This window comes from Tunturibacter psychrotolerans (assembly GCF_040359615.1).
Lineage (GTDB): Bacteria > Acidobacteriota > Terriglobia > Terriglobales > Acidobacteriaceae > Edaphobacter > Edaphobacter psychrotolerans.
The window spans coordinates 806,000-825,755 of the sequence record NZ_CP132942.1 but is presented as its reverse complement, the minus strand read 5'-3'; the positions used below and the strand labels follow the sequence as shown (position 1 = coordinate 825,755).

15 protein-coding genes are annotated in these 19,756 nt (G+C 57.2%); 3 read left to right on the top strand and 12 right to left on the bottom strand.

Features of this window, described 5'->3' with window-relative positions:
- Positions 1-15: 15 nt before the first annotated feature.
- From RBB77_RS03325 to RBB77_RS03275, 11 genes are read right to left on the bottom strand one after another with little or no spacing between them, the layout of a single operon-like run.
- Positions 16-792, bottom strand: a complete 777-nt coding sequence (locus RBB77_RS03325; RefSeq protein ID WP_353064762.1) for a cytochrome c oxidase subunit 3 family protein — start codon at positions 790-792, stop codon at positions 16-18.
- Positions 785-2,458 (bottom strand): cytochrome c oxidase subunit I, encoded by a 1,674-nt coding sequence (locus RBB77_RS03320; protein WP_353064761.1) that lies wholly within the window; start codon positions 2,456-2,458, stop codon positions 785-787. The genes RBB77_RS03325 and RBB77_RS03320 overlap by 8 nt, the downstream gene beginning before the upstream one ends.
- A complete protein-coding gene (gene coxB / locus RBB77_RS03315) occupies positions 2,455-3,498 on the bottom strand; it encodes a cytochrome c oxidase subunit II (RefSeq protein WP_353064760.1) in 1,044 nt (347 codons plus the stop codon). Before coxB ends, RBB77_RS03320 begins: the two co-directional genes overlap by 4 nt.
- A gap of 9 nt (positions 3,499-3,507) precedes the next feature.
- Positions 3,508-4,407, bottom strand: a complete 900-nt coding sequence (locus RBB77_RS03310; protein WP_353064759.1) for an SCO family protein — start codon at positions 4,405-4,407, stop codon at positions 3,508-3,510.
- A gap of 39 nt (positions 4,408-4,446) precedes the next feature.
- On the bottom strand, positions 4,447-5,142 hold the full coding sequence (locus tag RBB77_RS03305) for a hypothetical protein (RefSeq protein ID WP_353064758.1): 696 nt from the start codon (positions 5,140-5,142) through the stop codon (positions 4,447-4,449).
- Positions 5,132-6,469 carry a hypothetical protein gene (locus tag RBB77_RS03300; protein ID WP_353064757.1) on the bottom strand — a complete coding sequence of 446 codons (1,338 nt, stop codon included), beginning with the start codon at positions 6,467-6,469 and terminating at the stop codon, positions 5,132-5,134. Before RBB77_RS03300 ends, RBB77_RS03305 begins: the two co-directional genes overlap by 11 nt.
- A gap of 33 nt (positions 6,470-6,502) precedes the next feature.
- Positions 6,503-7,282 (bottom strand): c-type cytochrome, encoded by a 780-nt coding sequence (locus tag RBB77_RS03295; RefSeq protein WP_353064756.1) that lies wholly within the window; start codon positions 7,280-7,282, stop codon positions 6,503-6,505.
- A gap of 7 nt (positions 7,283-7,289) precedes the next feature.
- Complete coding sequence (locus RBB77_RS03290) at positions 7,290-7,832, bottom strand: DUF3341 domain-containing protein (RefSeq protein WP_353064755.1); 543 nt, start codon at positions 7,830-7,832, stop codon at positions 7,290-7,292.
- Entirely contained in the window at positions 7,832-9,274 is a 1,443-nt protein-coding gene (gene nrfD, locus RBB77_RS03285) for an NrfD/PsrC family molybdoenzyme membrane anchor subunit (protein ID WP_353064754.1), read from the bottom strand. Before nrfD ends, RBB77_RS03290 begins: the two co-directional genes overlap by 1 nt.
- Entirely contained in the window at positions 9,274-12,471 is a 3,198-nt protein-coding gene (locus RBB77_RS03280) for a TAT-variant-translocated molybdopterin oxidoreductase (protein ID WP_353064753.1), read from the bottom strand. The genes nrfD and RBB77_RS03280 overlap by 1 nt, the downstream gene beginning before the upstream one ends.
- Positions 12,468-13,337 carry a cytochrome c3 family protein gene (locus tag RBB77_RS03275; protein WP_353064752.1) on the bottom strand — a complete coding sequence of 290 codons (870 nt, stop codon included), beginning with the start codon at positions 13,335-13,337 and terminating at the stop codon, positions 12,468-12,470. Before RBB77_RS03275 ends, RBB77_RS03280 begins: the two co-directional genes overlap by 4 nt.
- 419 nt (positions 13,338-13,756) lie before the next feature.
- Here RBB77_RS03275 and RBB77_RS03270 point away from each other — a divergent pair, with 419 nt between their 5' ends.
- The 3 genes from RBB77_RS03270 to RBB77_RS03260 are packed head-to-tail and all read left to right on the top strand — an operon-like array spanning position 13,757 to position 18,374.
- Entirely contained in the window at positions 13,757-14,467 is a 711-nt protein-coding gene (locus tag RBB77_RS03270; protein WP_353064751.1) for a DNA-3-methyladenine glycosylase family protein, read from the top strand.
- Positions 14,464-15,732, top strand: coding sequence for a hypothetical protein (locus RBB77_RS03265; RefSeq protein WP_353064750.1), 1,269 nt, complete (start codon positions 14,464-14,466; stop codon positions 15,730-15,732). Before RBB77_RS03270 ends, RBB77_RS03265 begins: the two co-directional genes overlap by 4 nt.
- 23 nt (positions 15,733-15,755) lie before the next feature.
- Positions 15,756-18,374: a DUF3536 domain-containing protein gene (locus tag RBB77_RS03260; protein WP_353064749.1), complete on the top strand. Its 2,619-nt coding sequence runs from the start codon at positions 15,756-15,758 to the stop codon at positions 18,372-18,374.
- Between the two features lie 3 nt (positions 18,375-18,377).
- Here the strand turns inward: RBB77_RS03260 and RBB77_RS03255 are convergent, their stop codons facing one another.
- Entirely contained in the window at positions 18,378-19,562 is a 1,185-nt protein-coding gene (locus RBB77_RS03255; protein ID WP_353064748.1) for a M23 family metallopeptidase, read from the bottom strand.
- Positions 19,563-19,756 lie beyond the last annotated feature (194 nt).

Below are 19,756 nucleotides of genomic sequence, written 5' to 3'. Positions count from 1 at the left end.
CAACTGCAGTTGCGGCTAGTAGCCGGGGTGTCGGTTGATGAGGTAAAGCAAGGGGAACAGGAAGAGCCAGACGATATCCACGAAGTGCCAATACAATCCGAAGTTCTCAATCGGCGCAACATATCCCGCAGAGAACTCCCCTCGATTAGCCCGCCAGGTAAGCCAGAACAATAGTCCAATACCGAGAATCATGTGGAAGGCATGCATCCCGGTCATCGCAAAATAAAGGAAGAAAAACACCTGAGTCTTCTGAGCCATGTCAGGCGCCAGCGGCTTCTCTGTCAACTTGCCGGTCTTGGGATTTACGGGAGGGTTAATGAACTCCGAGACGTCGAAGTGATTACCAGGAATGTGGTGCTTCTCCCACTTCTCGTGATACTCAACGGCTTTTATTCCTAAAAAGGCCACTCCAAAAACGGTGGTGAGAACAAGAAAAATAACCAGAAGACTTTTCTTCTGAACCTCTGCCGCCCAAACCGCTAGCGCCATGAAGAAGCCAGAGCTAATCAGGATCGCCGTGTTAGCCGCACCCAAAGGGATACTCAGCTGATTGGAAGAGACGACGAACGCATCGTGGTACCAGTTGCGATACAACAGGTACGCAAAAAAGAGCCCGCCAAAGAACATAATTTCGGTGAGGAGGAACAACCACATACCAAATGTGGCGGCCTCGCGCTGCTGTTCTTTTGTCTCAAAATGATGACGGTGCTGCGGAAGAGCAACGTGTTCATGTTCTGCCGCAACTGCGGTCTCGTGCGTATGGGGACGCGTAGCTACGATCGCATTATCCAACGGTCGTCACCTCTTGTGCAGTCTTGTGTTCGAGCCACTCGTAATCATAAGCTTCATGATCAACGACCGGCGTCTCGATAAAGTTTTCGGTCAGTGGTGGCGATTGAATCTGCCACTCGAGACCGGTAGCCTGCCATGGATTGTTACCGGCGATCGCGCCGTACTTCAGCGACCAACCCAGATAAAGCAGCGGAAGCATATAACCAACACCAAGTACCGTCGCTCCCGCTGTTGAAAGAACATTCAACACCTGGAACTCAGGCGGGTAGGCGTGGTAGCGTCGCGGCATCCCCAGGTAGCCAAGGATGAACTGCGGAAGGAAGGTCAAGTTGAATCCGATAAAGGTCGTGACCGCCGCAAGCTTCGAAAGTGACTCGGGATACATGCGGCCCGTCATCTTCGGCCACCAGAAGTGAATACCCGCAAGGAATGCCATCAGCATTCCCCCCACCATCACAAAGTGAAAGTGAGCAACGATGAAGTATGTCTCCGTTAGGTGAATGTCCATGCCCAGCGCGCCCAGGAACACTCCCGTCATACCACCGATCGTGAACAGGCCCAGAAATCCAAACGCATAAAGCATCGGAGTTTCGAACGTGATCGAACCCTTCTGCAGCGTGAACGCCCAATTGAAGATCTTGATCGCGGAGGGCACCGCGACAAGCATCGTCAACAACGAGAACACCAGGGCCGAATAGTTGGACACGCCCATGATGAACATATGGTGAGCCCAGACGAAGAAACCAAACAACGCGATCGCCACGGACGAGAACGCGACCGCCGTATAACCGAAGACGCGCTTACGGCTAAACGTACTGATGACTTCAGAGATCACTCCCATACCAGGAAGAATCATGATGTACACAGCGGGGTGCGAGTAAAACCAGAAGAGATGCTGGAACAGCAGCGGATCGCCACCCTTAGTCGGATCGAAGACGCCAATTCCAACCAGCCTCTCGAGCGCTACCAGTACCAGCGTAATTGCGAGAACCGGCGTACCGAGCACCATCAGAATGGACGCAGCGTAGTTCGACCAGCAGAAGAGCGGCAGCCGGAACCACGTCATCCCTGGCGCCCGCATCCGGTGGAGCGTAACAATGAAATTCAATCCAGTGAAGATCGACGAGAACCCGATAATGAAAACTCCCGTCGCAGCAGTCACCACATGTGTGTTTAGGTAGTGGGTCGAAAGAGGAGTTGTAAATGTCCACCCGGTATCGACACCGCCGAGAACGAGCGCCGCCATCGTGAACAATCCACCGATCCAGTACAGGTACCAGCTCAGCAGATTCACCTTCGGGAACGCCAGGTCCTTCGCGCCGATCATGATCGGTATCAGAAAATTCCCCAGCGTTGCCGGCACCGAAGGCACCAGAAAGAGGAAGATCATCACAATGCCATGCATCGAGAAAAACTTGTTGTAGGTGTCCGAAGCCACTAGATCAGGCTGAGGCGTCAGAAGCTCGAGCCGTATCAGACCCGCAAATGCACCGCCGATGAAAAAGAAGAAGGTGATCGAGATAAGATACAGGATCGCAATGCGCTTGTGGTCGCCGGTGAACAGCCAGCTCAGCAGCCCGTCCTCATTGTTCAAATAATTGCGCTTCGGAATCGTTGCCGTTCTCTGATCAGGCAAATTGACAATTGTGTAACTTGTTGCACTCATGGCTTCACCACCCCTGGCGTTGTCGGCGCCGCTTGGTTCGACGTTGACGTGGTCAGCGTCTGCTGCACACGATAGTTGGTCTGCATAGCTTTGATGTACTCAACCAGGTCGATCAGGCCGTCTTCACTGATCTGTCCCTGATAGGTCGGCATGATCGGCGCATATCCAGCCGTAATATGCTGCGAGGGATTCAAAATTGCGTCACGCAGGTAAGCGTCGTTGACCAGTACTTGCGAACCATTCGTCAACTGCAGTTTCGATCCGTAAACCCCCGCAAGGTTCGGGCCACGGGCAGCCGCGCTTCCAGAGTGACAAGCGTTGCAGCCCATGCTGGCAAAGAGCCGCTCGCCGTTCTGCGCCAGGGACATGCCGCTGGTGGATTCCTGCGTCCACTTGGCGTAATCATCCGGGGTCAACACCGTGACTTCGCCAATCATCGCCGAGTGATTTGTCCCGCAGTATTGTGTGCAGAAGATATGGTAGGTCCCCGGAGTCGTCGCCTGAAACCAGACCGTCGAGTAGCGTCCGGGAATCACCTCGCGCTTCACACGGAAATCGGGAATAGAAAAACTGTGAAACACATCCTGGGAGATCATCGTCAACTGAACAGGAATGCCAGTCGGGACGTGTAACGCGTTGATCTCATGCTGCCCGCCCGCATGCTCCGCCTTCCACATCCACTGCTTGCCGACCACGTAGATATTCATCGCGTTCGTCGGAGGATTGTAGATCCGGAAGTACAGCAGTGCCCCCCATACGAACACAATCAGAAACAGAGCGAGTGGAATGATGGTCCAGGTCGCCTCAAGCAGAGTCGAGCCCTCCACCTGAACAGCCACCGGGTGCTTCTCCTTCCGGTAGCGGATCGAGAAACCGAAGATAAGGATGCCCACCAGCGTTAGGCCGACCACCGTGATCAACAGCAGGAAGAAATAGAGCGCGTCAGCGTAGGGCGCAATGGTCGAAGCCTCGCGCGGAAAGAGCGCCGAAGCGTTAAGCCACTTCACCAAAAATTGCCACAGGACTGGACTGATATGCATCGTTACCCTTTATCCATTATCTTTCTTCGTCAGGTCGTGTTTCCGCGCCGGGTTGACATCTCTACGGAACATCAAAAACATGAAGCCGCCTAAACCTGCTACCGTCACCATGCCGCCGAACTGCACAACGCGCACAACTCTCAGGGAGTGTTTGTTTGTCTGCGGATCGTAGTGATAGCAATAGGTCAAAATATTTGCGACCGGGGAACCAATCTTATTGCCCGAAGCGTCGATCAGCCCCAGCAGCATGTCCTTCGGTGAATACTCAACTCCTAGGTAGTACTGGGCCAACTTCCCGTCGGTCGTAACAATCTCGATTGAGCTCGCGTGGGCAAACTGTGTCAGCTTTCCATCGGGCCCCGGAACCTTGACATACCCAAAACCGACGGCATTTGTGACTGCATCGATGGCCGGTCTCTGTCCCGTAAGGAAATGCCAGCCGGCAGCGGTTTCCGGACGCCCGTAACGCTTCACATAGAAAGCTTTTTTCGCTGCTGCAGTCTCCGGAGTTTCGCTTGGATCGATGCTAATAATGACCACATCAAAATCTTTGCCCGGTGTCAGCTTCACCATTTCGAGCGCGCCCGTCAGGCCATCCAGCTCCTCGGAACACAGCATCGGACAGTTGTAGTAGACCAGCGAAAGAATCGCAGGGTGCTTCCCAAAATAATCCCCTAGCCTGACAGTCTTCCCCGTGTCGTCCACAAAAGACGCATCCAACGGAAGTTGCTGATTCAAATGCTGCGAAACCCCAACCTTTTGGAGCACCTGCGGCAACTGGTCGCCTGCATTTTCGCCGCTCTGCTTATCGCCATAGCTTGAGACCTGCGCGAACACAGGAGCACACAGCAGAGCGCCACAAAGAATCGCCGCCTGCCATCCACCCCGAATTGTTCGCCCTGCCCACATATCGTCTCTTCTCTATGCTAAATCGCTTCGGCAAATCTATTATTTCGCTGGGACAAGCTCCGCCTGCGTCGCAGCCTCAGCTTTGCCATACATCATTTTTTGCTCTCGTGCTTCGATGACCTCGAGTTCGTAGCCGGTTCGGGCAAATCCCGATGTCAAAGGCGCCTGGACGACCGGTTTTTCATCGCCTGCCATCTCGACAGTAGCTGCGGCAGCCTGGCTATTGACCGGCAACCCGCGCTGCGCGATCAACTCAATCGCACGTGAAATTGGAATCCGAATCGCCCCCCCGGTCTCCGCCGGAGTGACACTGTAGTAGTTCAACAGGAGATCTTCCCTCGCATGCATGTCCGCCGTCGCCTGATTACCATCATCAATATCAAGGCGAGGTTCCGGGAAGGTCGACGTCATCTGCTGGAACTCTTTCTGTTGCATCTCAGGGTTGCTGGCGAGATCTTGCCGCTTGCCATTGGTCGTCTCAGCCCCGGCAAACGCAGACAGCTTGTTCCACTTTGTTGTCGGCCCATCCGACTTCTCGATCGCGGAGTTGATGACCTTACCCATCACAAAGCAAAAGACAAAGAAAACCAGCACAAACCCGAAGAGGCCAGCCAAAAATACAGCCACACCGCCGGCGTTGACATCGGTCGTTTCGTAACCCGGCGACTGGTCGTCTCGTAAATGCGTGTCGTGTGGTCCCGGCGTTTGGTGCATCTCGTGATCATTAGTGGGCATGTTCTGGCTCCAACATCTCTTCAACGTGAGGATCATTCACGTTGATCAATGGACGTGCTTGCAGTTGCGTCATGTAGTAAGCAGCCCACAAAGAAATCACAGCTACGGGAACAGTGATGTAGGCAAGAATTCCGATGTTGCCGATGATATGCAGATTCCCTGCAGCGTCAGCGAAGTTCGGCTCGATCAGCCAGAACATATCCACGCAGCGCGCGAAGATCATGAAGCACGTCAGCCAGATCATCTTCTGTTTGTTCCGCTTCAAATCGCGGGACAGCAGCAGACAGAAGGGAATCAGCCAGTGGCAGATGAAATCCAAAGAGCAGATATACCACCATCCGCCATGAATTCGGTTCAGATACCACGGAATCTCATCCGGCACATTGCCCGACCAGATGATCAGAAACTCGGCGAAGCAAAGATAGATGTTGAGCATGGTAAAGGCAAAAGCCAGCTTGCCAAGATCATGTTGTTCGGTCACTCTCAACATCGTCTTCATAGGCTCAAACCGTGACAGCAGAATCACGGTAAGAATGCCGAGCGCGAGGACAGCGTAGCCTTGCCCAACAAGGAACTGCAGACCCCAGATCGACGAATACCACGTGATATCCAGCGACTTAATCCAGACGATCGCTCCATCGGTCAGGAGGATGACGTAGATCAGGATTCCAATGCCGCTCAGGTTTTCGAACTTGACCCGCCAGCGGTCGAAACTTGGCTCGGTACCGCGCTCCGGATCGGCATCGCGCTCCAGCGACCACTTGTTGAGGAGGAAAGTAAACAACAAGAGAATCGCGAAGATAAAGACCGTCTGAAAGATAGCAGCGCCGGGATTCAACATCGCGCGCTTGGCGTTCAGCGTCAGCGCCTGCTCAAGCGTTACAGCATGATTCGACAGCGCCTGGGCCACCGCGCCAGCAGTCGGAAACGCAGCCCACTGGTACAGATGCTTCCACAGGAAGATGATCGGCACAAACATCAGCCCCACCAGCCAGATCGTGCGTGTCATCGCCTCGAGCGGCCGCCGCAGCAACAGGCCCCATTTACCGCCGCTGACATACTGCAACATCAGCATTGCCAGTCCACCACCGGCAAAGCTGAAGCAGATCATGTAGCCCAACAGGTAGGCACGAAGGATGTGATTCTTTCCCTCATGGCTGAAGGCGAAGAAAACCGACAGGATCGTGGCGACCACAAAGACGATCAGCGCACGCATCCGCCATGCGGAAAGGATCTCCGGTGCAGCTAGCGATGCAGGCAACACGCGCGGCCCGTAGTGGCCATGGTGTCCGCCTGCTTCTCCGTTATGTTCGTGTCCAGATGACATGCGTTTCAAGCCTTCGTTCGGAAGCTTCCGAGGTTACTGCTTCGGTTCGGTTTGTCCGGCAGATCCAGCGGCCGGAGCAACTGCGTTGTTATGAGACGGTGCAACAGCGGTCGTTCCAGCAACTCCGGGAACCGGAAGCACATACAGTCCATTGTCAGGCGTGCCGGTCACAGCTGTCGGCGGCAGTACCCACTCGTTCGCAAAGGAGGCAGGTAAACCCTCTCGCTCTGCGATGCTTGCAAGCGGCTCAACATGTGCGCCCGACGCAACATCCGCCTGTGTCGCCTTCTGGCTCAACTGCAAAGCCTTGATGTACGCCACAATCGCCCAACGGTCCGCCGGCGCGATCTGCGAGGAATAGTCCGGCATTGAGCCATAGCCGTTCGAGATCACATGAAAGAAGTGCCCCAGCGGCGCGGTCTCAAGCCTGGCCGAATGGAAGCTACCGGCCTTCGAGTAGCCGCGCTGCACAATCATTCCGATTCCGTTGCCCACACGTGAGTGGCATGGCGTGCAGTAAACGTTGTAACGCTCCTGTCCACGCTCCAGCACCTGCATCGTCGCCGGGAAGGGCATACCATCACCCTCTTTTCCGTTGACCAGGCCCGTATAGAAGTAGGAGTCCTCACGCAGCTGGCTCCGCGCAACCGTGTTCTCAACCTGCGGGCGCACCGAACGGCCATCCGCATAAAAATCCGTGCCGCGCTGGGGGAAGAACTTTGGCTGGTCGTGCATATCCTGGCGACAGCCCACTACAACCAGCAACGACAACGCCGCCGTAGCGAATGCAAACCGCCGGGATGTCAATCTCACTTGCGTATTAATGATCCACCTCCACCACGGAAACCGCAGGGAACTGCTCGAGGAACGTCCGCGTCTCCGCGAGTGAGAACTTGGGATCGACCGCTTCGATGCACAGGAAAAACTTGTCCGTTGTCGCACCGTTTCTAAAGTTCGGCGCGTTGAAGACCGGATGATAGAGCTGTGGCAAACCGTTCAGGGCAATCATTCCGAGCGCCGCAGAGAAGCCCGCAAATAAAATCGTCCACTCATACGCCGGAATGATGAATGCTGGCCACGAGAAAAGTGGGCGGCCGGCAATATTCAATGGATAGGCCCAGACGTTGATCCAGGTCTCCATCAGAAACGCGGTCGTCACGCCCATCAAACCGCCAATCAGGCACACAAGCGGCACGCTCGTCTTGTGGAAGTGCAGCGCCTCGGCTGCCTCTTCCACCGGGTAAGGCGTATAGCACTCCATACGGCGATAGCCCGCATGGCGCGCCTCTTCCGTGGCATGCACTAGTTCACTGGGCGTATTGAACTCGGCGAGCAATCCGTAAGTTCCTTCGCGGGGCGGCATCAGACTGTCTCCTTACTGACTGTTTCAGCGTCGGGTCCGCCGCGCGTAACCTTCGTCTGCGGCAGCATCATCCGAATTTCGGACATTGGAATCATTGGCAGGAAGCGGACAAACAGGAAGAACAGGAATGTAAACAGACCCATCGTTCCCACGTAGATCATGTAGTCCCACTTGGTCGCACGATACGTTCCCCAGCTCGAAGGCAGGTACTCGCGATAGAGACTTGTTACAACGATCACGAAGCGCTCGAACCACATGCCCGTATTCACGATGAGCGAAAGGATAAACAGAAACGTCACATTCACCCGAAGCTTACGCGACCACAGCGTCGTCAGCGGAATCGCGATGTTGGTCAGGATCAGGATCCAGTACGCCCAGCCCATCGGCCCGAACATACGATTCCACATCATGAAAAACTCCCAATGGCTGGCCGAAAACCACGCCATGAAGACTTCCATGCCATACCCATAGGCCACGATCGAACCCGTCGCCAGCATGACCTTCGCCATGTTGTCCAGGTGGCGCAACGTCACCAGATCTTCCATGTGGTAGAACTTGCGGATCGGAATCGCCAGCGTCAGCACCATCGCAAAACCTGAATACACAGCGCCCGCAACGAAGTAAGGCGGGAAGATCGTCGTGTGCCAGCCCGCCAGCGCAGCCACGGCGAAGTCGAAGCTGATGACGGTGTGTACCGAGAGCACCAGAGGCGTTGAAAGACCCGCCAACAGCAGGGAAGCCGACTCATATCGGATCCAGTGCCGAGTCGAACCGCGCCAACCCAACGACAGCATCCCATAGAAGTACTTTGCCGCCGGCATCGTCGCGCGGTCACGCAGCGTCCCGAAGTCGGGAATCATCCCGATATACCAGAAGATGATCGAGATCGACGCATACGTCGAAACCGCAAACACGTCCCACGCCAAGGGGCTGCGGAACTGCGGCCAGACATTCATCGTGTTCGGGTAAGGGAAGAGCCAGTAAGCCAGCCACGGACGGCCAACGTGAATGAGCGGGAAGGTTCCCGCGCAGACCACCGCAAAGATCGTCATCGCTTCCGCGAACCGATTGATCGAATTTCGCCAGGTCTGTTTGAACAAGAGCAGAATCGCCGAGATCAGCGTACCCGCGTGGCCGATACCAATCCACCAGACGAAGTTGATGATGGCGAATCCCCAAGCGCCCGGAATCGTGACGCCCCAGATTCCGACGCCCTTCAGGAACAGCCAGGTGCAGCCAACCACCACTCCCATCGCCACGCCGCCGCCCACCATCAGGCCGAAGAACCAGCCCAGCGGAGTGTTCGATGTCAGCACGATTCCCGCGATTTTCTGCGTGATCGACCTGAAGTTATGGCCCGGCGCGATAACCGCATATTCGCCAGTACGCGGGTCGATCATAGGATCGACGATCGGGTCCTGCATGGGTCCTTTGGTCGCCATTATGCCAGCTCCGAATTTGGGTTGATGACTCCGGCCGTGTAAGTTGTGCGCGGACGGAAGTTGAGGTCAGCGAGTACCTGGTAATCGCGCTCCTCAGCCTTGAGCTTTGCCACCTTGCTCGCCTTATCGTTAATATTGCCGAACGTGATAGCACTGGTCGGGCAGGCCTGTTGGCATGCCGTCACGATCTCACCGTCACGAATATCGCGATTTTCCTTGTCGGCCGTGATCTTCGCCTGCTCAATGCGCTGCACGCAGTAACTGCACTTCTCCATCACGCCGCGCGAGCGAACCGAGACATCAGGATTGCGCATGAACTTCAGGCTCTCCGTGTCGTAGTCCGAGTACAGCAGGAAGTTGAACCGGCGGACTTTATACGGGCAGTTATTCGAGCAGTACCGGGTTCCCACGCAACGGTTGTAGACCATTGTGTTGAGACCCTCAGGCGTATGCACCGTTGCGCCCACCGGGCAAACCTGCTCGCAACCCGCGTTCTCGCAGTGCTGGCAAGCCATCGGCTGAAAGTGCGCTTTAGGAGCGTGCAGATCGCCTTCAAAGTACGTATCGATGCGCAACCACTGCATGTTACGCCCAACCTTCACCTGCTCACGGCCAACCACAGGGATGTTGTTCTCTGCGTAGCAGCTCACGATGCACGCGTTGCAACCGATGCAGCTGTTCAGGTCGATCGCCATTCCCCACGCGTTCTGAATCTTCAGTGTCGAGGGGTCCTGCTTCTCGTAGTTCCAGTTGTCCGGGAAGAACGAGTTATCGTGCGGCACCTTCTCACCCTGCGGCGAGTATCCAACCTTATCGATCAGTGTCCCGCTCGCACCACCCTCGTGGGCAAAGTTCGGATTCTTCTTGACCTCATCCAGAGTCGCATACCGGATGATCGACCGCTCCTCAGCCTCATGCCCAGCCAGTGAGTACACGCCCTCGGTGTCATACTGCGGCTTCTCTAGATCATGTTGTGCGAACTTGCCGCGATGCTCAATGTTATGGACCTTCGTAATGCAGAGATCGTACGTCCCCGGAACCTTCTTCGCTGTTGCACCTGAGGCAGATAGCAACGCATCCGCAATACGAATCTGATAAGCATCAAAGCCGACACCCTGGGCAATCCGGCCAGCCTCAACGCCGCGGCCAAAGCCAAGATGAACCGTAATCACGCCGTCCGGATGCCCCGGAATCATCATCGCCGGAGCAATCACCTCGCGGCCGTTCAGCGAGATCTTCACCGGGTCCGACTCGTCGAGCTTCAGATCGGCCAGCGTGTTGATGCTCATGATCGCCGCGTTATCCCAACTCAGGTTCGTCACCTGCTTGGGCAACTCCTGCAACCAGCCGACATTCGCAAACCGGCCGTCGTAGATCGAAGGATCGGGCCGGAACGAAATTTCGAGGCCGCTCGGAGCAGCAGACGGCGCGAAGGACGCTACAGCACTCTTACCCGCACCGCCAGCCTTTGCCGTGAAAGCGGTTCCTTCCACCCAGCCATCGTGCAACGCCTTACGCCAAGCGGTAGCAAAGTCACCCTTGATGTAAGTCTTTGCATTCGCCGCCACAACGTCGTAAGCAGACTGCTGCGGATCCGCCAGCAACGCCTGCAAAACGTCATGCGCCGACTTGCCGCCATACATCGGATCGATCATCGGCTGAATGATCGTGATCGTTCCGTCATACGCCCGCGCATCCGACCAGCTCTCGAGGTAGTGCGTTTTATTGATATGCCAGTTTGAGATCGCGCCCGTCTCGTCCACCTGCGATGCAAGCTGCACCGTCACCGGAACATTCTCAAACGCATCGCGGAAGCCCAGATCCCAGGGTGCCGAGTAGATCGGATTGACGCCGAGCATCACCAGCCACTGCACTTTGCCGGCCTTCATATCGGCAACCAGCGACTTCAACTCTGCCAGCTGCTCGGTTGGCATCGGATTCACAGTCTCGGTATAGATGACTGTCTTGCCGACCGCACCCAGCGAGGAGTTCAGCGCGTAAGCCGCCGCATGAACCGCGGCCGAAGCCTGCTCTCCCGGAATCACAACACATTTGCCGCCGCTGTTTTTCAGGTCAGCGCTCAACGCCGCAAAAAACTTCTGCTGTTCGGCGGTAGCCCCCTCTGGAGCCGCACCATTCGCCAGCGCAGTTGCAAACGTCGCAATCTCGCTCGGCTTCAACGCCAGCCGATGCTCTGCTTTAAACCCAGTCACCGTCGGCATCGTCTCGACGACATACAGCCGGTTCATCGGCTTGCCTTCTTCGTACCGATGCCGTTCGGCATATCCAGCCGCCAGCGGCAGGAACCCCGGATGGCCAATCCCACCCAGGAAATCCGCATCGAGCGAAAGAATAACATCCGCCTCTTCGAGCTTGTATTGCGCATCGGTGTAGCTGCCGAACGCCGCCTTCGAAGCCGCACGCGAGGAGTCCTGGTTCACCGGCTCCCACTGCGCCAGCTTTGCCTGCGGGTACGCCGCCTGCACCTGCTTCCACTGGGCCGCGAGCGTCGGCGAGGTAATCGTCTCGCTTAGGAAATAAATACCCTGTCCGCCTGAAGTCTTCTTCGCAGCGGTCGCAAACGCCTGCTGAAACTCGCCCCATGAAGACACCTGGCCACGATGCAGAACATGCTGCGACCGATCGGGATCATATAGATCAAGCAGCGTCGCCTGCGTAAACGCGTCCGACTTACCCTTCGACATCGGGTGTTCGGGATTGCCATCGACCTTGATCGGCCGGAACGAATCCGACTTAATCAGCACCGGAATTGCACCCGTCGGGAACGGGTAAGCCGTCGCAAAGTACATCGCCTTGCCGAGAATCAGATCCTCTGGCTGCTTGATGTAAGGAAAGATCGGCTCATCCGGCTGCTTCGTACAACCAGCCAGCCCTGCCAACGCCAGCGACGCGCCCATTACCTTCAGAAATCCACGCCGGCTCACCGCATCGACCCACTCGCCTGCGCCAGCCTGTCGTGGAAACTCTTCCTTCATCAACTCATGGAACGCCGGCGTCTCCGCCAGCTCATCCAGATTCTTCCAGAAGCGCCGCCCCGTCTTGCCGTCCAACTTGGCATGAACTTCAGCCAGCGTCATCTTCGCCGGAGCAATCTGCGTGACCACTACGGGTTGTCCTGCCGGTGCTTTCATCTCAGCCATCGTGTCTTCAGTTCCATTCCCAGTCGTCTTCATCATCGGTGGCACGTCTCGCAACTCGACAGCTGCTCCGGATTGCGGATGTGGTACTGAGTAGTCAGGTATCTGCCAAGGTCCATCTGGTTCGTAAACTTCTGATAGCTCGCCGGCATCGTGATCCCCATTGGCGGGACATCGCTCGACGTCGGCCCATTCAACTCGGTGTTCATCTGCAGCATCGCCACCTCAGGCCCCTTGCCGGAAGGATTGGTCGTCGTGCAGCTTACATTCTGCGCCGTCGGACCAGATCCAGCCGCTCCGACGCCCGTGCTTGTACACCACACCGGCTTGTCGTTCGAAGGTCCAGCCCACGCCATGTTGTAGATCTCGCTGGTTGGCCGCAGGTTCACCGCCGGATTGCGATGGCAGTTCAAGCACCACTCCATCTGCAGCGTGTTCTGCTGATACATCAACGGCATCTGGTCCACGCGTCCATGACAACTCGCGCAACCAATACCTTTATTCACGTGAATCTCATGGTTGAAGTAAACGTAGTCCGGCAGATCATGCACCCGGATCCACTGAATCGACGCGCCCGTCGCCCAGCTCTGTCGCACCGGCTCAAGCAGCTCGGCATTGGTCCAGATCTGCGCATGGCAATTAATACAAGTCTTCGTCGGAGGAATACCGGCATACGCGGCCTTCTCCACCTGCGTATGGCAGTACTGGCACTGCAGGCCAAGTCCCTCAACGTGGTGCTTGTGGCTGAACGGTATCGGCTGATCCGGCCGCTGGCCCTGCCGCGTCACCCACGGTGATCGCTGTAGCTGGTCCAGGGTTACGCCGAGCGCGATGACGATTACGCCCGTCAATACAAGGCTGAATCGAGCCAGCGCGTTCGAACTGCGGTCAAAAACTTGCGCCATGAGTGCGTTCCTGCTTCCTCTGCATTACCTGAGCTAAGGGTTGAGAAGTTGCTGTCAAGGGTTAGTACTGCTGCTATCAAATTTACCGGGCGATGCATACTCCGGCGGCTGGAGCGTCCGCAATCGGAGGTGCCCCGAAAAAATTTCTGTCTCGAAACTCAGAGTATAGCAGTGGAAAAGAATGTCTCAACTCATCTGCAATAACTCGCAACTGATTTTCTTCCTGCAACATCCGATTATCGAACCCGCCTCGCGACTGCCGATACAACATCTCGTGCATGCTTGTTCATCGGCTGAAAACGAATACAACATCTACCCTGCCCGAAACGTATCGAAGTTGTAAATGCAAACCAAGTTAGTCCGAATTCTGCTAATCGCGCACAAGACTTTATCGCCCCTCCTGCGATACCGTCAGTGTCATGCCGCGTCCGTTCCACACGCCACGTCCTCCGCGCTACGACACCGCACAAGCCCTGCTCGATCTCTCCACCTCTGATCCCAAATTGGGCAAGCTCATCGAGCGCGCCGGTCCTTTCAAGCTCAGCGTCTCCAGCACGCAATCCCCCTTCGAAGCCCTCGTCGAGAGCATCATCTATCAGCAACTACACGGTAAAGCCGCCGCCACCATCCACCGCCGCCTGCTCGAAAGCTTCTACCCAATCACCGGCAACCAGCACTTCGCCGCCCAGCATCTCCTCGACTGCCCCAACGAGCAGCTCCGCGCCGCCGGCCTCTCCCACAACAAATCCCTCGCCCTCCGCGACCTCGCCGCCAAAACCCTCGACGGCACCGTCCCCACCCTCGCCCGCATCCGCCGCATGTCCGACGAAGCCATCATCGAGCACCTCGTCCAAGTCCGCGGCATCGGTCGCTGGACCGTCGAAATGCTGTTGATCTTCCGCCTGGGCCGTCCCAACGTCCTCCCCGTCGACGACTACGGCGTCCGCAAAGGCTTCGCCCTCACCTTCGGCAAACTCAAACCCGCCGACAAAGTCACACCCATGGACCTCCCCAAACCCGACGTCATGCACCGCCGCGCAAAGAAATGGCAGCCCTGGTGTTCGGTAGCGAGTTGGTATCTCTGGCGAGCCTGCGATCTCGCCGTGAAAAAGCAGGGCACCCCACGGTGACCGCATCGAGCAAGATCGCATTAGATAACAGCAAGCCTCAGAATCAGTCGCTCCATCGAGCCCTTCTGATCGTGAGTCTCTGCGCGGCATGGACGCTCACTTCAGCCGCTCCGCTCTGGAAGTATCTCTCACACACCAAGGCAGCCGCTGCCATCGCACTTGGTTGTATCGGCATCGTTCTCGCGATGTTCTGGCTCGACCGCACCAACCGGAGGCATCTTCAGATCGGCCTCGGCTGGTTTCTCCTTCTCTTTCTCCTCCTTACAGCGGCCTTCGCGGTGCTCTACCCCATCTCACTCAAGCACACACTCAATCGCGGCGGCGACCGCGAAGACGCTCTCCGCATAGAACTAAACGCAGTCCATCACCACCAGTACCCCTACGCCACCCGAACCTTCCTCGGGAATCCACCCACCCCTCTACCCGGGGCTATGCTGTTTGCCGCCCCCTTCTTCGCAATCGGACACGTCGCCTGGCAGAACTTCCTCTGGCTCGCTCTGTTCTTCGCCTTCACCCTGCGCTTCTTCCGTTTCCGCGCAACCGCTCTCCTCTTCCTCACTCTCTTTCTACTCTTGGCACCAGCACATCTCAGCGACTTCACCTCAGGCGGCGACTACCTCACCAACTTCTTCTACGTCACAATCGCCGTCGCCCTCTTCTACAGCTCTCTTAAAACCTCTATCTACGCCTCTGTCCCAGCCGCACTCTTCCTCGGGATCACACTCTCCTCCCGCATCATCTACGCCCTTATCCTGATTCCCCTCCTGGCTCTCACCTCGCAACGGACCTCCCGAATCCGCACCGCTATGCTTTTCGCCCTGGTTCTTCTAGCGGCCTGCGCTGTCACTCTCCCCACCTTCGTCCCTCATCCACTTCCCAAGCTCCTCGAACAACTTCAGCAAAACGCACTCAAGCTGCGTTACATCCCCCACGCCGTCCATCCTCAAATCACCCTTCCTCTGCTGGCGATTCTCGTTAGTTGTCTCTCTTTTTTCATTCCCATGAATCTCCCCCGCCTCTTCCTCTTCTTCAGCGTGGCGACCTTCATCCTCCTTGCGCCGTTTGTTGCCACCTTCGCCCTCTACTCCTATATGTTGCGATACGCGTTCTTTTACCTCTCTGTCTCGACCCTGCCCTTTTCGCTCTGGGCGCTCTCACGTTACGAGAGTCTCGGCCCCCCTGTCACCCCTCACCTATCTGCTCTAGAATCTGAGAAACTTAGCGTCGGGCCCACAGATCAGAAAGCTCGCATCCTACAGGCATGACCGCCAGAAATCTTGAGCCACACATGACCAAGCAAAAGATTCAATCCAGGCAAGCGCCGAGAAAGAAATCTGCGATCGATGTTTCCGCCGCCGCCGAAGCGCCTCGCTTCGTCTGTATTCACGGCCACTTTTATCAGCCGCCCCGGGAGAACCCCTGGCTCGAAACCGTCGAAGTCCAGGACTCCGCCGCCCCCTACCACGACTGGAATGACCGCATCACCGCCGAGTGTTACGCCCCCAACGGCGCCTCCCGCATCACCAACAAGCAGGACGAGATCATCCGCATCATGAACAACTACGCGCGGATGAGCTTCAACTTCGGCCCCACCCTCCTCAGCTGGCTCGCAGACAAAGCCCCCCGCACCTACCGCATGATCGTCGATGCCGACAAAGTCAGCGCCCAGCATTACAGCGGCCACGGATCCGCAGTCGCCCAGGTCTACAACCACATCATCATGCCACTCGCCAGTCGCCGCGACGCCATCACGCAGATCCGCTGGGGCATCGCCGACTTCGAACACCGATTCGGCCATAAGCCCGAAGGCATGTGGCTCGCCGAGACCGCCGTCAATCGCAGCGTCCTCGATCTCATGGCACAGGAGGGCATCAAATTCACCATCCTCGCTCCCCTCCAGTGCGCCCGCATCCGCCGTCTCGAGCCCCCCGCCACCACCACCTCCAAGCCCGACCTCGACCCCGTCGCAGCAGCGAAATCCGCTCCCCTCGAAGACGCCTGGATCCAGACCCCCAACGCCAACGTAGACCCCACCCATCCCTATCTCGTTAAGCTCGACGAAGGCCGCACCATCGCCGTCTTCTTCTACGATGGACCCAGCTCCCGCGCCATCGCCTTCGAGGGCCTCCTCAACAGCGGCGAAAACTTCGGCAGCCGCCTCCTCGCAGGCTTTCACCCCGCCTCTCCCGGCGACCCCGAGATCGCCCAACTCTCCCACGTCGCCACCGACGGCGAGAGCTACGGTCACCATCACAAACACGGCGAGATGGCTCTCTCCTACGCCATGCATTGGATCGAAGAAGGCGGCAAGGCCAAGCTCACCAACTACGGCGAGTTCCTCGAGAAATTCCCGCCCAAGTGGGAGGCGGAAGTAGCCGAAGACACCTCCTGGTCCTGCGCCCATGGCATCGAACGCTGGCGCTCCAACTGCGGCTGCAACGGCGGCAAGGCCGGATGGAATCAGGAGTGGCGCGCCCCCCTGCGCGAGTCCCTCGACTACCTACGCGACGCCACCGCGCCTCTCGCCGAACAGCTCTCCAAGTCCTTCTTCAAGGATCTCTGGACCACCCGCGACGCTTACATCCAGGTCGTCCTCGATCGCTCACCCGCCACCATCATCAAATTCTTCGCCGATCACGCGATTCGTCCCCTCAGCGAAAACGAACGCGTCGCCGCCCTCGAACTCCTCGAGCTTGAACGCCACACGCAGCTTATGTACACCAGCTGCGGCTGGTTCTTCGACGAGATCTCCGGCATCGAAACCATCCAGATCGTCGCCTACGCAGGCCGCGTCCTCCAGCTCGCCGCCAAGCTCTTCGGCCCCGACGGTGCAGCTCTCGAAGCCGAGTTCCTCACCCGCCTCGCGCGAGCCAAAAGCAACGTCCCGGAGATGGGTGACGGCGCAGAAGTTTATCGCCGCTACGTCACCAACATGAAGATCGGCCTCGAGCAGGTCGGCGCCCACTACGCCATCAGCTCCATCTTCCGCTCTTATCCCGAACACGGCGAGCTCTTCTGCTTCGACGTCCACCGCGAAAGCCAGGAAGTCTTCAACTCCGGCCGCGGCCGCGTCGCCCTTGGCCGCGCGCTCATCTACTCCCGCATCACCGAAGAGAGCGAGGAGCTCTGCTTCGCCGTCCTCCATCTCGGCGATCAAAACCTCTCCGCCGCCGTCAAAGCCTATAACTCCACCGACCCCGCCGAAGTCGAAGCCTTCGCCACCTTCTCCACCCACATCAGCACCGCCATCCGCCGCGCAAACCTCCCCGAAGTCATCCGCCTCATCGATCGCTTCTTCGACGAGACCGCCTACTCCCTCACCTCGCTCTTCGCCGACGAGCAGCACCGCATCCTCAACAGCATCCTCAACCAGACCCTCTCCGAGATGGAGGATTCGCTCCGCAAGATCTACGAAGACCACGCCTCGCTCCTCCACTTCCTCACCGAATCCGGCATGACCGCCCCACCCGCACTCGCCACCGCCGCCCGCTTCGCTATCAACGCTAGCCTGCGCCGAGCCATCGAATCAGACGCCTTCGACACCGCAGTCATCGAAAGTCTTCTCACCCGAGCCGCAGCCGACCAGATCGAGCTCAACACCTCGCTCCTCAGCTACACCACCGGTCAACGCATGAAGCGCGCCATGATTAGCCTCGAAGCCGCCGCCGAAGGCGACCTCTCCGCCGCCGACGCCCTCACCACCGCCCTTGAAATCGCCGAGACCATCCACACGATGCCCTTCGAAGTAAACATCTGGCAGGCCCAGAACATCTGGAACGATCTCCTCCGCCGCAGCGACACAAACTACTGGACCGACGAGTGGAAAGACGGCTTCAAAAAACTAGGCGAGATCATGAACATCAAAGTCGACCAGCTCGTCATCGAAGAAGGCGTCAGCATCTTCTAGCCGTCACCGGGGCGTCAACGAAATAATCAACTGATCAAGCGGTAGCGAATCCTTCACCACACGCGGAGGCGAAACAGGGGTGACCGTAATTGGTTCCCCTTTCTCCTCTGCCTCATCGAAGGCCTTCGTACCCAACGTCGCGCCTGTGATCTTGAACTCATCGATCTGATAAGGCAATCCATTCGACGCCAGCGACAACTCCGAACTCATCACATGAAAGTGCAGATGCGGAGCGACCGAGTTGCCTGAATTTCCCACTAATCCAATCACCTGCCCAGCCGTCACTCTATCGCCCGGACGTACACGAATACTCTCCGACTGCATATGCGCATACAGCGCGAAATGATGTTGTCCAATATCGACAATCACCGAGTTCCCATCCGCCTGCTCAATCGAAATATTCGTCGGATATTTTCCCGGAACCTGTTCAGGCTGTCCTGTGACGACAACCGCCACCACGCCATTCGCCACTGAATACACCGGTTTGCCGAAGATCGTATAGCTCTCCAGCTTCTCGCGAGGCCCCGAATAGATGCGCCCCTTCTCATCCATCTGCTCCCAATCAACGGCGTACCGCTGGGCCACGTACACGCGTCCATTAATCGGCAGCGCCGCCCGTGTATGACGCGTCGCATCGCAACAAGAGTCAGCCGAGACGTAGCGATCCCCTCGCAGCGGAGCGCCGATCTGCGCCACAGGCTGACGATCCGGCACCGTCACGCCACCACTCTCAGCGAAATCCTGACTCCCCGGAGGCGCTGCGTCGAAATGCGCTTTAATCTTGTGCGAAAGCTGCTTTGGAATTGCAGTGCCCGCCGGCAAAACAACATTCAGAAAAAGTTCTGACACCGACCCCTTCGCAAGCACTCCCGAGGATTCGCGAAGCCCAGCCGGCTGCAGACGATGTGACACAGCACTCGAATCAAGCTTCTGCAACACCCCTCCATCACCGGAGACCTCAACCTCTTCCACCCGAGCCTCGCCGCTCGAAACGTTCGTCAGCCACAACTCATACACCAGATGCACAAGCCCATCCGAGCCTTTGAAAGGCACCGGCGCGTCTTGCACCGCGAGCAGCAGCGGCGTCATCTGCTGCGCTGTCTCGCACCGCCCAGCCGCATCGACTAGGAACAAGGAAGATAAAACAACAACCCACAAAGCAGAGCACGACCTGAAAATACACCGCATCAGTTCTCCTTAGATCACGGGACTTTCGTATTGAGACAACGGAACGACAAAGCACAAACAAGCCTGACAAAGTGCTGGAGACCTTCGCTGCGACAACGATCCCTTTGAAATCGGGGCCTTATTGGGGATGCGGGAACATACTATGTCAGAAAAGCCCATCAATCAAACATCCAAGTTACATGCTCAGCCGCTCG